Below are 12984 nucleotides of genomic sequence, written 5' to 3' on the forward strand. Positions count from 1 at the left end.
TCGCCAGCCCGTTCCTTGCCGCAATTGGCGTATAGTACCGAATCATGAGCATGGATCTGACGACTCGCAAGACCGTGAGTTCGCAGCCGTTGCAGGAGCAATCCCGCAGCGGTAGGCCTGTGCGACGCAGCTTGGTTCGCCGTCTCCTACGCTGGGGCGGCTTTGCTTTCATTTTCCTCGTCGCCATCGTTTTCGGCGGGTTCCTGCATTTCGCCGATTCGATCACCACCCTGAGGCCGCCGCCGGATCCGAAGGCCGATGCCATCGTCGTGCTGACCGGCGGCTATCAACGGATCGATCAGGCCGTGGAATTGCTGCGCACCGGCGCGGGCAACCGGCTGCTGATATCGGGCGCGCATCCGACCACGACGCCGTCGCAGATCCGCAAGCTGACGCAAAGCTCCGTCAACCTGTTCAACTGCTGCGTCGATATCGGCTATGATGCCCTCGATACCATCGGCAATGCGCGCGAAGCGGCAAAATGGATTCATGCCAGGGGTTATAAAAGCGTTCTTGTGGTGACGAACAACTACCACATGCCGCGCAGCCTCGCGGAGCTGAAATATGTCGATCCGTCGACCGATTTCATCGCCTATCCGGTGGTCAACTCCGATCTCAAGACCAAGAACTGGTTCACGGATCCGAATGCGCTGCGCACGATGATCGCCGAATATGCCAAGGTGCTGCTCGCCGGAGCCCGCAACATCACGGGCCTCGGACGCCCGGTCGGCTTGCGGTCACGCCAACCGCTCGATGACGACGACTAAGGTCTGGATCAGTCAGACCCGCCTGAAAGATCGCAACACGCTTTAAGGCGCGAAACTAAGCACCGACTTTTTATTGACGCCGTAATCGTGTAGGCAGACCTTCGAATGCCGGTGCCAAGCCGGTGCGCTGGGAAAGCCTCGATGATTATCTTGCGTTCGGTCCTGTTCAATACCGTCTTCTATGCCAATCTGATCATTCGCATGATCGTGCTGACGCCGTTCTATTTCCTGATGCCGCGCAAGGCGGCCTACGCAATTCCCAAGGCATGGGCGCAATCGAGCACATGGCTGATGGAAAAGATCGTCGGCACCACCTTCGAGATCGAGGGCCTGGAGAACATTCCGAAGGGCAGCTATATCTTTGCGCCCAAGCACCAGTCCTTCTGGGATACCTTTGCGCTGCTGCCCTATCTCGACGATCCGGTCTATATCCTGAAGCGCGAGCTGATGTGGATTCCGCTCTTCGGCTGGTATGCGAAGAAGCAGCGCATGATCCCGGTGGATCGCAGCGCGCGCGGCAAGGTGATGTTCGACGTCTTGAAGCGCACCCGTGAAGAGCTCGCCACCGGCCGCCAGCTCATCATCTATCCCGAGGGAACCCGCCGGGCGCCGGGCGCCGAGCCCGTCTACAAATACGGCATCGCCCGCATGTATCGCGACCTTGGAATACCCGTCGTCGCCGTTGCCATGCATCCCGGCCTGTTCTGGCCGCGCCGGACCTTCCGCAAATATCCGGGCCACTTCAAGGTGCGCATCCTGCCGCCGATCGAGCCCGGATTGGATCCGGATGCCTTTTTCGCGCGTTTGATGGAAGAAACTGAAAAGGCGAGCGACGAACTGCTGGTCGAAACGATCGCCGAAAACCCGCATCTCCCCATTCCGCCAACCGCGGCCCAGCGCCTGGCGGAACTCGGCAAGGCAAAGCAGGTGACCGCAGCGGTTTGAGCTACCGCGATGGCTCGCGAGGGAAGACATGGCTAGGAAGCTTTTCGCATCCGCTCCACTTCCGCAACGACATGTTCAAGCCAGTGATCGCGGATGCCCATGTCGCGCAGATGCGTCAGCGTATTGAAGACATAGGCATCGTTCGGCCCGGAGCGCCCGCTGGCGGCTTCCACCACATGGGCCGCCTCGACCGCATCCAATGCGCCGGCATATTGCCTGTGCGCGCGGTCGACGACATAGGTGACGGCGATGACGCGCCGTCCGTCGGCGAGCCGGATCGGCAGCGTCTTTTCGAGATAGACGTTGGTGACGAGTTCGCGCTCGCGCAGATAGGCCAGCACCTCGTCCCAATCAGAGGTCGGGACACGGAAGGCCATGCCGCGGCAGGAACCGCCGCGATCGAGGCCGAGGACCAGGCCGGGGCTCGCCTCTGTGCCGCGATGGACCCAGGAACGGACGCAGAGCGAGCGACGATAACCGAAAATAAGGGCCTCGGCCCGCGCGTCATAACCAAAGCCCGGATTCCACATGAGGGATCCGTAGCCAAACACCCAAAATTCGTCCATATCCAACGCCAAATCACTGTGAAGCTTCAGTCCAACCATTGGAGAACAACATGGCAGCGTCAAGCCAGAGCGTAACGACCGGTCGAGGCAAGCGTCTGTGGCTTATCCTGCTGGGGCTGGTGGTGGTGCTGGCCGGCCTCTACACCGGCGGCTGGTACTATGCGACCGGTTTCGTCAGGGCCAATGTCCTGAAGGCGCTCGGCCAACAGAACAGCGCCGGCGTTGCCGGCAAATGCGAAAACATGGCCTTCAACGGCTTCCCCTTCTCCATCGGTCTGACCTGCGACACGGTGACGGTCGACAATCAGACGCGGGGCGTTTCGGCCAATTTCCATGCGCTCAGCGCATCGGGACCGGTCTTCCAGCCCAACCATGTCAGCTGGAGCCTGAAATCTCCCGCCGAATTGCGCACGACCGCCGGCCTGACCGTTTCGGCGGAATGGACCGACCTGCAATCGAACCTCGTCGCCAAAGGCCGCGGCGTCGGGCAAACCCAGACCGTCATCGAAGGGTTGAAGGCCGGTATCGTCTCCTCCTTCACCGGGCAGAGCGTGAATGTCACCGCCGCCCATACCGAGATGCATGCCAGCCAGAACGGCGGCGATCTGGATTTCGCCATCGGCGTCGAAAACGCCAATGCCGTCATCAAGGACTTTCCGCAGACCCTGCCGACCGCATCGACGAGCGCCAACGTGACGCTATCAGGTAAGGCCGGCCTGCTCGACGGCAGCGACCGGGAGGGGCTTCGCGGCACTGCGGGCGTGCTGCATCAGGCGGTCATCGATATTGGCGACGGCCGCATCATGACGCTTTCAGGCCCCTTCAATTTCGACGACGAAGGCTTCCTGTCCGGCCAGTTCAAGCTGGAGATCAATCAGATCGGCCCGTGGGGCGATAGCCTGACCGCGGCGCTCCCCGCTGCCAAGAACATCATCAAGACGGCGACGAAGATGCTGAAGGCGCTTGCCAACGGTGCCGACAAGGTCTCCGTTGATCTCACCGCCGATCGCGGCCGCCTCTCGCTCAGCGGCTTCATTCCGCTCGGCAAGATTCCGCCGATCTGAGGCGCTATCCCTTACCTGCGCCGGAGATATCCTTCACAAAGAATATCTCCGGGCTCGGCTGGACGATGCGAAGGTCGATGCTGCCCACTGCCTTGAAGCCGTTGCGGCGATGCCACGCCTGCGGTTCAGCTTCCGCCCATTCGCTTGAGGTCATCAAATGCTGGGCGCCCTCTTCGATCATGGCGCTTTCCCAGGCATGGAACAGAGCCGTTCCAACGCCCTCGCGTCGGTATGACGGCAGCACGCGGATCATATCCATATAGGGTATCTTGCCCCAGAAACGGCTGAAGCGCAGGAAGCCGACAAGCTCGCCATTCTGCACGGCGACAAAATATTCGCCAAACTCAATGCAACGCTTGATCCAAGCCTCGCTCGCGTCATCATGCTCAAAGAGCCAGGGCAAATCTTCGGAGCGCCCGCGTCTGACGATCATGAACGCCCCTCCCTTGCGTCTGGATGCCTATTCCTTCGCATCCAGCGCATGACGGCCGAAATCCGGCACGTCGACATCCTGGCCGGCTTCGACGATCGAACGGCGAATGGCGCGCGTACGGGTGAAAAGTTCGAAGATCTTGTCGCCGTCCCCCCACCGGATGGCGCGCTGCAGCGATGCCAGATCCTCCGAGAAGCGCGACAGCATTTCCAGGATGGCATCACGATTGTGCAGGCAGACGTCGCGCCACATGGTCGGATCGGACGCGGCAAGGCGCGTGAAGTCGCGAAAGCCGGAAGCCGAATATTTGATGACTTCCGATTCGGTCACCGTCTCCAGATCGTCGGCGGTTCCGACGATGTTGTAGGCAATCAGATGCGGCAGGTGCGAGACGATCGCCAGCACCTTGTCATGATGCTCCGGATCCATCTCGTCGACGCGTGAGCCCAGCGTTTCCCAAAAGGTGCGAAGTGTCCTGATCGCGGCTTCGTCAGTACCGGGAACCGGCGTGAAGATGCACCAGCGTCCCTTGAACAGCCCCGGGAAACCCGCATCCGGCCCGGATTTCTCCGTACCTGCCAACGGATGGCCCGGAATGAAATGCACGTTGGAGGGCATATGCGGCTGCATCTGCGCGATGACCGAAGCCTTGGTCGAGCCGACATCGGTGACGATGGCGCCCGGCTTCAGATGCGCAGCGATTTCCTTGGCAACGCTCTCCGAGGCTCCGACAGGCACGGAGACGATGACGAGATCCGCCTTCTTGGCCGCCTCGGCCGAGGACGGCGTATAGCGATCACCAAGCTTCAGTTCCTGGGCGCGCTTCAGTGTCTCGGCGCTGCGCGTTGAAATCACCACTTCCTTGGCAAGGCCCAGCCGCTTGATGTCATAGGCGATGGAAGAACCGATCAGGCCGATGCCGATCAGCGCGATGCGGTCGAACTGGATCGTGCTCATACCTTGCGTCCCATAAATTCGGTCAGAGTATCGATAACGCCGAGATTGGCCTCTTCGGTACCGATGCTCATGCGCAGAGAATTCGGAAAGCCATAGGCGCGCACGGCCCGGACGATGTAACCGCGGCTCGTGAGGAAATCATCGGCCTCCACAGCGCGCTTGCCGTCGCTGTCGGGGAAATGGATCAGAACGAAATTCGCAACCGACGGAGTCACCTTGAGGCCGAGGGCCTCGAGTGCCGCCGTCATCTTTTCGAGCCACAGCGTGTTATGCGCGACGGCCTTCTCGGTGAAAGCCTGGTCACGGATGGCGGCCGCACCCGCGGCGATGGCGGCGGCACTGATGTTGAACGGCATGCGCACCCGGTTGAGAGCATCCACGATATCGACAGGCCCGTACATCCAGCCGATACGAAGCGCGGCCAGGCCATAGATCTTCGAGAAGGTACGGGTCATGACGACATTCTGGTTGGCCGAAACGAGCTCGAGACCCGCCTCATAGTCGTTGCGGCGGACATATTCGGCATAGGCGGCGTCGAGCACGAGGATGACATGCTTCGGCAGGCTCGCCTGCAGGCGGCGGATCTCGCTGACAGGGACGTAGGTGCCGGTCGGGTTGCCCGGATTGGCGACGAAGACCATCTTGGTCTTCTGCGTGACGGCCGCAAGGATAGCGTCGACATCGACGGTGCAATCCTTCTCCTTGACCGTCACCGGCGTCGCGCCGGCGGCCATGATCTGGATCTTGTAGACCAGGAAACCGTGCTCTGTGATAACGCCTTCATCGCCTGCCCCGAGATAGGTGTGGCAGAGCAGGCTGAGCAATTCGTCGGAGCCGTTGCCGCAGAGAATATTGGCCACATTCAGCCCGTGGACGTCGGCGATCGCCTGGCGCAGCTCCTTGGCCTGCCCGTCGGGATAGCGCTCCAGATGCCCGGCAGCACCGCGGAAGGCTTCGATGGCCTTCGGGCTGGCGCCAAGCGGCGTCTCGTTGGAGGAGAGCTTGAACACGCGCGCAACGCCCGGCGCATGCTCCTTGCCCGGCACATAGGCAGCGATATCGAGAGTGCCGGGACGCGGGACGGGCTTGCTCATTTCCATGCTCATGGGATCGACCTTGGGAAAGACCGGAAAATTCCGGTTTATGACACCCCGTCGCATTAATGCGGATTGACAAATTTGTCGAGTGTGACGCTACGGCGAAAGCGTCACGGACCGTCGCGCGTCGTCGGTATGCCGCGTGGCGCAAGCACCGGCACGAAGACACGGCGCGAAGCGCGAACGGCAACCGGCAGTCCCTGATAGAGTCGCTTCTGCGCCTCGACGATGATGACGCCGGAGAAAGCGGGCCAAAGGGCACGGCCGACCCGCTCGAAAGCGCGGCGCAACCGCAGCACCGCGCGAAGCTTGGAGGGCGGGAAGAACAGCGCCTCGGCCGTCGCACCCGGTGTGAAATTGGTTTCGCGCAGCAGCGACGTGAGCTGGCCGCGCGAATAGGGCCGGCCGGAGCCGAACGGCGTGTGCTCCATTCGTGCCCAGACGCCACGGCGGTTCGGCACGGCAATCACAAGCCGCCCGCCCGGCGCCAGTACCCGCCAAAGCTCCTTCAAGGTTTCGCGCGGGCTTTCGGCGAATTCCAGCGAATGCACCATCAATACGCGGTCGATCGAACTATCGGGCAATGGAAGTTCTTCGTCGAAGATCAGCGCCGTCGATGATGCCGATCCCATCGGCCAGTTCACCGCGCCCTGCCCCGCCGGCATGAAGGCAAAGGTGCGCTCGGTATCGGCGCGGAAACGATCGAGGTAGGGGACGGCATAGCCGAGACCGACAAGCCGTTCCTCCGGCATACGCGACCAGATGGAGGAAAGCGCCATGGCAATCGACTGCTCCGCCAAGCGACCGAGCTCGGAATGATAAAACTGGCGGAGATCAACGATATCGGTATGCATCGAAACAAATGTTATCAGCCGAACGTTGGACTTCAAGGCCGATCGGCTTACATTCTTTACTAACGGAAAAGACGAGGACGATTTTGATCATGAAACCATTGGAATTAGAGATATTTATCTGCCGTTCCGACAATTACGGTGTCTTGGTCCACGATCCCGAAACCGGATTGACGGCATCGATCGACGCTCCGGAGGCGAATGCGATCCTGAAGGCGGCCGAGCGGCGCGGCTGGACGATCAGCCATATTCTGACGACCCATCATCACACCGATCACGTCGAGGGCAATCTGGCGCTGAAGGAGCAGTTCGGCTGCGAGATCATCGGTCCGATCAACGAGGCCGTCGCCATTCCCGGCCTCGATCGCGCCGTCGCCGACGGCGATACGTTCGAGTTCGCCGGCCACACGGTCAATGTCATCGAAACCCCCGGCCACACCGCCGGCCATGTCTGCTATCACTTTGCCGACGACAAGCTGCTCTTTGCCGCCGACACGCTGTTTGCGCTGGGTTGCGGCCGCCTGTTCGAACGGCCGGCAATGGATATGTGGGCCTCCCTGCAGAAGCTTGCGGTTCTGCCGGACGAAACAGCCGTCTATTTCGGCCATGAATATACGCTCTCCAATGCCCGCTTCGCGCTGACCATCGACCCCACCAACGAGCGGCTGAAGAGACGTGTAACCGATATCGAGGCGTTGAGGGCGGAAGGCAAGTTCACCATTCCGACGACGCTGGCATTGGAGAAGGAAACGAACCCGTTCCTGCGTGCCGCCGATCCCGCGATCCGCCGCCACCTTTTGATGGAAAGCCGCAGCAACGACGAGGTCTTTGCCGAAATCCGCAAGCGCAAGGACAATTTCTGATGCAGGCAAAAGAGATCATCGAAACGCTTTCCATGCAGCGGCATCCGGAAGGCGGCTGGTACGTGCAGACTTTTCGCGACGAGAACGGCGGCGCGCGCGGCCACTCCACCGCGATCTACTATCTGCTTGAGGCCGGCGAACGCTCGCATTGGCATCGGGTGCATGATGCGGCCGAGGTCTGGCACTACTATGCCGGCGCACCGCTCGCCCTGCATCGCTCGGCCGACGGCAAGACCAGCGAAAGGCTCCTTCTCGGCATCGACCTGGCAAAGGGCGAGCGCCCGCAGGCGATCATTCCGGCCAACTGGTGGCAATCGGCCGAAAGCCTCGGGCAATTCACGCTTGTCGGCTGCACGGTCGCACCCGGCTTCGAATTTTCAAGTTTCGAGATGGCCCCTCCCGACTGGAAACCCGCCTCGAGTTGAACCTCCTTTACGTTTCATTGACATCACGCGGGAGACGGCGCGGAGCGGCAGCCTTGAAAAAGCGTCGCGCTGTGTCAGCTTTACACCGGGAGAGAGAATATTGATTCAACTGGAGGAGGTTTTTTCGTGCGTTTATTGTTTCCTTTGCTCGTCGCGGCAGGCTGCATCATGAGCGTCCCCGCCCTTGCCCTCGATGCGCCGGCTTCGCCGCCGGCCGGCCAGCCCCTGAAAAACTTCGTGACCTCGGTCGAAAAGGACGGCTCGATCACCTTCCGCCTTTATGCACCCTCCGCAAAGGCCGTCTCCGTCGTCCTCGGCTCACATGATCCGATTGCCATGCAACGCGGCGACGATGGTACTTTTAGCGTTAAGTCCGAGGTGCTGAAGCCCGATCTCTATGAGTATTATTTCAACGTCGACGGTTTCCGCAGCATCGATACCGGCACCAATGCGCCGAAGCCGCAGCGGCAGGTCAATACCAGCCTGATCCTGGTGCCCGGCAGCATTCTCGATATCCGCAAAGTGCCGCATGGCGACCTGCGGCTGGTGACCCTGCATTCCAAGGCGCTGGATTCGGAACGGCAGATGTATGTCTACACGCCGCCCGGCTATACCGATTCCTCCAAGCCGCTGCCCGTGCTCTACCTCTATCACGGCTTCGGCGATACGGTAGGTTCCTGGGTTCTTCAGGGCCGCGCACCGCAGATCCTCGACAATCTGCTTGCCGAGAAGAAGATCGAGCCGATGATCGTCGTCATCCCCGATACGGAAACCGACGTGTCGAATGCAATCGCCGAGAACTTCCCCGCCGCCGATCGCCGCGCGAATTTCTATCCGGCGAATGCCGAGGCGGCCGACCGCGAACTGACCGAAGACCTCATTCCGTACATGAAAAAGCATTACCGGGTGCGGAACGACACCGAAGGCCGGGCCGTTGCCGGCCTGTCACAGGGCGGATATCAGGCTCTCGTATCAGGCCTTTCTCATCTTGACACCTTCGGCTGGGTCGCGACCTTCAGCGGCGTCAGCACGACCACCGTTCCGAACAAGGCGGTCGATGCGGTGCTGAACGAGCCGGAGAAGATCAACAAGGCCTTGCACAACTTCACCGTAACGGTCGGCAGCAAGGACCAGGTGGTCGGCAAGGATGTCGCCGGCCTCAAGGCGACGCTCGAAGAGAAGAAGATCAAGCACGAGTATCACGAATATCCAGACCTCCAGCACGAAATGGATGTCTGGCGGCCCTCGCTCGTGGCCTTTCTGGAAAAGGTCTTCAGGAAATAACCTCCAGATTTGAGCGGTTCAGCGATTCCGTGAAAAGCTGAACCGCTCTAAATCGCAACCAGCGAATCTGAACGATCGCGACACGCCTTAGACACCACCTCGGGGATTGGAAACATGGCACTCAAGCGGATGGACAACGTCGGAATCGTCGTCGAAGACCTCGAAGGGACGATCGATTTCTTTCGCGAACTTGGCCTCGAGCTCGAAGGGCGGGCCACGATCGAAGGAGAATGGGCCGGGCGTATCACTGGACTGGGCGATCAGCGTGTCGAGATTGCCATGATGCGCACGCCGGACGGCCACGGCCGGCTCGAGCTCTCCCGCTTCCTCACGCCGCCTGTCGTCGCCGATCACCGCAATGCCCCGGTCAACGCTCTGGGCTATCTCCGCGTCATGTTCGCGGTTGACGACGTTGACGAAACGCTTGAAAGGCTCCGCACGCGTGGCGCGCAGCTCGTGGGCGAAGTGGTCCAATATAAAGATGCATATCGGCTCTGCTACATCCGCGGGCCTGAAGGGCTTCTCATCGGACTCGCCCAAGAACTCGGCTGAGCGCGATACGACGAGAACGCGGAAGGAACCGGCAGCGATTGCGACGGAGCTATTCTGCCGCTTCCGCCTGCGCGCCTTCAGCACGATCTTGGCGCAGGATCATACGATGCGCGGCCAGCACGGCACCGCCGGTCACGAGCAGGCAGGCAAGCGCAATGCCCCAACTCGGTTCTGCAAAGCCGAAAAGCGTCAGGATCAACGTCGACAGCAACGGTGCGGCATAACTCGCCGCGCCAAGGATCTGGATATCGCCGTTCTTGATGCCGTAGTCCCAGGCATAGAAGGCCGCGCCGACGGGAAAGAGGCCCAATCCGAGGATCGCAATCCACTGCGCCGAGCTCTCCGGCCAGATGGTCTCCTCCAGGCCAAGGTGGCAGAAAAGGGAAAGAATCGCCGTCACCAAGCAGAATAGAGTAACGACGTCGGTGGAAACGGCTTCGAAGCGGCGCGTGATCAGCGAATAGCCGGACCAGGTGAAGGCACAGAGCAAAGCCGCGCCATAGCCGACCGCGTAGGCGCCTTCGAAACGAAAACCGTTGCGGCCGACGATCAGAACCGTACCCGCCAGCCCCATCAGCGCACCGACCATATGATACCAGCGAAGCCGCTCGCTGGGCAGCAGCGCCGAGCCGACAACGATCAGCAGCGGCCAAAGGTAGGCAATCAGTCCCGCCTCCACCGCCGGCGCATGGCGCAATGCCGTGAAATAGAGGAAATGATAGCCGAACAGGCCGGCAATGCCTGTGATCCAGACCTTAGCAGGCTGGCGCAGAAGCTGCAGGCGTTCCGGCTTCAGCAAGAGCACGACGATGCCGGGGATGCTGCCGATGGCAAAGCAGATGGCGAGCAGCTGAAAGGGCTGCATCTTGCCCGAAGCCACCGTCAAAAGTGCCAGAAACGACCACATCACGATGGCCGAGAAGCCCGTCAATGTCGCACGAAATTTCATCGCTGCCCCCAGCTCATCGTCGCGGACGTCCCCAATCCGCCAAAGCAATTCTAGGAAAAACGTTCGGCGGTTTTCCGTCCGGAATTGCGTAGAAATTAGTAGCTAGACCGACCAGACGCTTCCGTAAAGCGTTTGGTCGTCCTAGCTGCCGTATTTTACGGCTGTAATCGTCACCGTTCCGTATTGTGTGGGTATGCGGACATAGACCGGAGCGTAGACATTCATGGTATCGGCCTTGGCAAACCAGATCTCCATATCGTCGCTCTTGGCGAGATAGAGGTAGTCCTTGCGTGTGCTCTTGTAGCCGCCCTTCGGCGTGAAGCGCACGCCGCAGACAACCGTCTTGCCCTTGAAGCCCTCCGTCGAGAAGGGATGAGATCCTTTCGGCGACAGCTTCAGATCCATCCGCATCTCGCCGTCGAAGACGGCCAGCGTCTGATTGCATAGGTTGAGGCTGGGCGTGATCGGAAAGATCATGCCTGAAATCGGATCGAGCACGGATTTCAAGTCGCCTTCCGTGATGGGAACCCAGGTGTCCGGCCGTTTCGGTTCGGGCGTGATCGTGTTCGACATCACGTTGCCGCCGGCATAGGCGACATCGTAGGTGCGCTCCCTCTTCCCGCTCTTGTAGAAGAGCGTGTAGTGCGTTGCCTGCAACTTCGTATCGTTGACGACGCCGGTCACATCCGTCCTGGCATCGATGGAGGTGACAAGATCGGCAAGGCCCGCGGAGGTGATATCGCCGCGGATGGTGAACTGCTTGCCGGTGACTTCCGTTTTGAAATCCGCCCTGGCGATCGGCAGGCCGGCCAAAGAAACGCGATAGCGCGTTTCATGCCGCAGCACGTCGGCCGATGCCATCGACGGCATCGACGCAACGATCGCTGAAATGAGAAGCCACTTCCGAATTTGAACCATGATCAAGGCCTTCAACGAGGATCAGGCAAGTTATATAGTTGCTTTGCTCGCCTGCTGCGAGCGCCAGACAACAGCAGCTTTTTGACGGAATTGCGGGAAAAGACAAGGTTTGGCTTGACGCGGCCGGCCTGTCTGACTATAGAACCGCAACTTTCCAATTATGGCCTGTTGGATTGCGCGCGGGGCTTTGCCCGGGATGTCTATCCGATGGCCGAGAAAAACAAAAGTAGGTGTACCATGTCCCGCATGTGCGAATTGACCGGCAAGGCCGTCCTCGTGGGCAACAATGTCAGCCACGCCAACAACAAGACCAAGCGTCGGTTCCTGCCGAACCTCTGCCAGGTCACGCTGATCTCCGACGTTCTCGGCCAGCGCTACCGCCTGCGCGTTTCCGCTGCAGCGCTCCGCTCGGTCGAGCATCGCGGTGGTCTGGACGCTTTCCTTATCAAGGCAAGCGAAAACGAACTCAGCATGCGCGCTCGCCTGCTGCGTCGCCAGATCGTCAAGAAGTCCGCTGAAGCTGCAGTCGCTGCCTAAGCAGCACGAGCACTTCACGATTTCATACCGGTTAAGAGGCTTGAACGGATCATCTCCGGACAAGCCTTTTTCCATGTCCGGTTTCTTTCAACTGGTGGTATCTCCCAGGATAAAAAAATGCTGACGGCACGCTATACCATTATCTACGTTCTGCTGATGACGCTGGTCGTCGTCGCCTCCAACATCCTTGTGCAGTATCCGCTGCAGGCCACATTCGCCGGCATCAATCTCGCGGACATCCTCACCTGGGGTGCCTTCACCTATCCGGTCGCCTTCCTCATCACCGATCTGACCAACCGCCAGTTCGGCCCGAAGGCCGCGCGGAAGGTGGTGCTTGCCGGCTTCGTCGTTGGTGTCGCCCTGTCGTTCTATACCGCGCAGCCGCGCATCGCGATCGCTTCCGGTTCGGCCTATCTCGCCGGCCAGCTGCTCGATATCTCGGTCTTCAACCGCCTTCGCCGCTTGGCCTGGTGGCGCGCGCCGCTGTTCGGCTCGCTCATCGGCTCACTGCTCGATACGCTGATCTTCTTCTCCTTCGCCTTCGCGCCCTTCTTCGTTTTCTTCGGACCGAACGATCCCTTCGCGATCGAATGGGCTCCGGTCCTCGGCGCATTTTCCTCGTCGGCGCCGCGCTGGATCTCCTGGGCCATCGGCGATTTCTCGGTCAAGACCACGGTCGGCCTCGTCATGCTGCTGCCCTACGGCGCGCTGATGAATGTGCTGAAGCCGATGTCGCAGGCGCCCACCGCCTGACAGCGATGATTCGAAGCGTGCCG

The 12984-nt window shown here is 60.5% G+C and carries 16 protein-coding genes; 9 read left to right on the forward strand and 7 right to left on the reverse strand.

From position 1 onward, the window contains the following. Nucleotides 1–50: 50 nt before the first annotated feature. Entirely contained in the window at nucleotides 51–767 is a 717-nt protein-coding gene (locus tag HGP12_RS09665) for a YdcF family protein (RefSeq protein ID WP_168840013.1), read from the forward strand. 141 nt (nucleotides 768–908) lie between these two features. Continuing rightward, on the forward strand, nucleotides 909–1712 hold the full coding sequence (locus HGP12_RS09670; protein WP_168840012.1) for a 1-acyl-sn-glycerol-3-phosphate acyltransferase: 804 nt from the start codon (nucleotides 909–911) through the stop codon (nucleotides 1710–1712). A gap of 32 nt (nucleotides 1713–1744) precedes the next feature. Here HGP12_RS09670 and HGP12_RS09675 read toward each other — a convergent pair whose 3' ends face one another. Continuing rightward, the gene (locus tag HGP12_RS09675; RefSeq protein ID WP_168840011.1) at nucleotides 1745–2317 is read right to left on the reverse strand and encodes a gamma-glutamylcyclotransferase; all 573 of its coding nucleotides are present in this window, start codon (nucleotides 2315–2317) and stop codon (nucleotides 1745–1747) included. Between the two features lie 11 nt (nucleotides 2318–2328). Between HGP12_RS09675 and HGP12_RS09680 the strand changes: the two genes are divergently transcribed. Then, the gene (locus tag HGP12_RS09680) at nucleotides 2329–3342 is read left to right on the forward strand and encodes a DUF2125 domain-containing protein (RefSeq protein WP_168840010.1); all 1014 of its coding nucleotides are present in this window, start codon (nucleotides 2329–2331) and stop codon (nucleotides 3340–3342) included. A 4-nt stretch (nucleotides 3343–3346) separates the two neighbouring features. Here the strand turns inward: HGP12_RS09680 and HGP12_RS09685 are convergent, their stop codons facing one another. The 4 genes from HGP12_RS09685 to HGP12_RS09700 form a co-directional block, all read right to left on the reverse strand. Further along, nucleotides 3347–3775, reverse strand: a complete 429-nt coding sequence (locus HGP12_RS09685) for a GNAT family N-acetyltransferase (RefSeq protein WP_168840009.1) — start codon at nucleotides 3773–3775, stop codon at nucleotides 3347–3349. A 27-nt stretch (nucleotides 3776–3802) separates the two neighbouring features. Beyond that, nucleotides 3803–4732 carry a prephenate/arogenate dehydrogenase family protein gene (locus tag HGP12_RS09690; protein WP_168840008.1) on the reverse strand — a complete coding sequence of 310 codons (930 nt, stop codon included), beginning with the start codon at nucleotides 4730–4732 and terminating at the stop codon, nucleotides 3803–3805. Beyond that, nucleotides 4729–5838 carry a histidinol-phosphate transaminase gene (gene hisC, locus HGP12_RS09695; RefSeq protein WP_168840007.1) on the reverse strand — a complete coding sequence of 370 codons (1110 nt, stop codon included), beginning with the start codon at nucleotides 5836–5838 and terminating at the stop codon, nucleotides 4729–4731. Before hisC ends, HGP12_RS09690 begins: the two co-directional genes overlap by 4 nt. A 101-nt stretch (nucleotides 5839–5939) precedes the next feature. Continuing rightward, entirely contained in the window at nucleotides 5940–6719 is a 780-nt protein-coding gene (locus HGP12_RS09700; RefSeq protein ID WP_168840006.1) for a class I SAM-dependent methyltransferase, read from the reverse strand. 53 nt (nucleotides 6720–6772) lie between these two features. Here HGP12_RS09700 and gloB point away from each other — a divergent pair, with 53 nt between their 5' ends. From gloB to HGP12_RS09720, 4 genes are all read left to right on the forward strand, one after another. Further along, nucleotides 6773–7543, forward strand: a complete 771-nt coding sequence (gloB, locus tag HGP12_RS09705) for a hydroxyacylglutathione hydrolase (RefSeq protein WP_168840005.1) — start codon at nucleotides 6773–6775, stop codon at nucleotides 7541–7543. Then, on the forward strand, nucleotides 7543–7968 hold the full coding sequence (locus HGP12_RS09710) for a cupin domain-containing protein (protein WP_168840004.1): 426 nt from the start codon (nucleotides 7543–7545) through the stop codon (nucleotides 7966–7968). The genes gloB and HGP12_RS09710 overlap by 1 nt, the downstream gene beginning before the upstream one ends. Before the next feature lie 126 nt (nucleotides 7969–8094). Then, nucleotides 8095–9252, forward strand: a complete 1158-nt coding sequence (locus HGP12_RS09715) for an esterase (RefSeq protein WP_168840003.1) — start codon at nucleotides 8095–8097, stop codon at nucleotides 9250–9252. A gap of 114 nt (nucleotides 9253–9366) precedes the next feature. Further along, nucleotides 9367–9804 (forward strand): VOC family protein, encoded by a 438-nt coding sequence (locus tag HGP12_RS09720; protein ID WP_168840002.1) that lies wholly within the window; start codon nucleotides 9367–9369, stop codon nucleotides 9802–9804. Between the two features lie 49 nt (nucleotides 9805–9853). On the opposite strand, the gene HGP12_RS09725 is transcribed toward HGP12_RS09720, so the two are convergent. Further along, entirely contained in the window at nucleotides 9854–10753 is a 900-nt protein-coding gene (locus tag HGP12_RS09725) for a DMT family transporter (RefSeq protein WP_168840001.1), read from the reverse strand. 141 nt (nucleotides 10754–10894) lie between these two features. Beyond that, nucleotides 10895–11671, reverse strand: coding sequence for a DUF3108 domain-containing protein (locus HGP12_RS09730; protein ID WP_168840000.1), 777 nt, complete (start codon nucleotides 11669–11671; stop codon nucleotides 10895–10897). A gap of 237 nt (nucleotides 11672–11908) precedes the next feature. Here HGP12_RS09730 and rpmB point away from each other — a divergent pair, with 237 nt between their 5' ends. Next, nucleotides 11909–12208, forward strand: coding sequence for a 50S ribosomal protein L28 (rpmB, locus tag HGP12_RS09735; protein ID WP_004107717.1), 300 nt, complete (start codon nucleotides 11909–11911; stop codon nucleotides 12206–12208). Nucleotides 12209–12325: 117 nt separating this feature from the next. Further along, entirely contained in the window at nucleotides 12326–12961 is a 636-nt protein-coding gene (locus HGP12_RS09740) for a VUT family protein (protein ID WP_168839999.1), read from the forward strand. Nucleotides 12962–12984: the final 23 nt, after the last annotated feature.

Origin of the sequence: Rhizobium sp. P28RR-XV (genome assembly GCF_012641385.1) — a bacterium.
Taxonomy (GTDB): domain Bacteria; phylum Pseudomonadota; class Alphaproteobacteria; order Rhizobiales; family Rhizobiaceae; genus Rhizobium.

What these genes read in the sequence shown, in the direction of transcription:
- HGP12_RS09665 (WP_168840013.1), top strand. Translation starts at nt 51, where the DNA reads ATGGATCTGACGACTCGCAAGACCGTGAGTTCGCAGCCGTTGCAGGAG.
- HGP12_RS09670 (WP_168840012.1), top strand. Translation starts at nt 909, where the DNA reads ATGATTATCTTGCGTTCGGTCCTGTTCAATACCGTCTTCTATGCCAAT.
- HGP12_RS09675 (WP_168840011.1), bottom strand. Translation starts at nt 2,317, where the DNA reads ATGGTTGGACTGAAGCTTCACAGTGATTTGGCGTTGGATATGGACGAA.
- HGP12_RS09680 (WP_168840010.1), top strand. Translation starts at nt 2,329, where the DNA reads ATGGCAGCGTCAAGCCAGAGCGTAACGACCGGTCGAGGCAAGCGTCTG.
- HGP12_RS09685 (WP_168840009.1), bottom strand. Translation starts at nt 3,775, where the DNA reads ATGATCGTCAGACGCGGGCGCTCCGAAGATTTGCCCTGGCTCTTTGAG.
- HGP12_RS09690 (WP_168840008.1), bottom strand. Translation starts at nt 4,732, where the DNA reads ATGAGCACGATCCAGTTCGACCGCATCGCGCTGATCGGCATCGGCCTG.
- hisC (WP_168840007.1), bottom strand. Translation starts at nt 5,838, where the DNA reads ATGAGCATGGAAATGAGCAAGCCCGTCCCGCGTCCCGGCACTCTCGAT.
- gloB (WP_168840005.1), top strand. Translation starts at nt 6,773, where the DNA reads ATGAAACCATTGGAATTAGAGATATTTATCTGCCGTTCCGACAATTAC.
- HGP12_RS09710 (WP_168840004.1), top strand. Translation starts at nt 7,543, where the DNA reads ATGCAGGCAAAAGAGATCATCGAAACGCTTTCCATGCAGCGGCATCCG.
- HGP12_RS09720 (WP_168840002.1), top strand. Translation starts at nt 9,367, where the DNA reads ATGGCACTCAAGCGGATGGACAACGTCGGAATCGTCGTCGAAGACCTC.
- HGP12_RS09725 (WP_168840001.1), bottom strand. Translation starts at nt 10,753, where the DNA reads ATGAAATTTCGTGCGACATTGACGGGCTTCTCGGCCATCGTGATGTGG.
- HGP12_RS09730 (WP_168840000.1), bottom strand. Translation starts at nt 11,671, where the DNA reads ATGGTTCAAATTCGGAAGTGGCTTCTCATTTCAGCGATCGTTGCGTCG.
- rpmB (WP_004107717.1), top strand. Translation starts at nt 11,909, where the DNA reads ATGTCCCGCATGTGCGAATTGACCGGCAAGGCCGTCCTCGTGGGCAAC.
- HGP12_RS09740 (WP_168839999.1), top strand. Translation starts at nt 12,326, where the DNA reads ATGCTGACGGCACGCTATACCATTATCTACGTTCTGCTGATGACGCTG.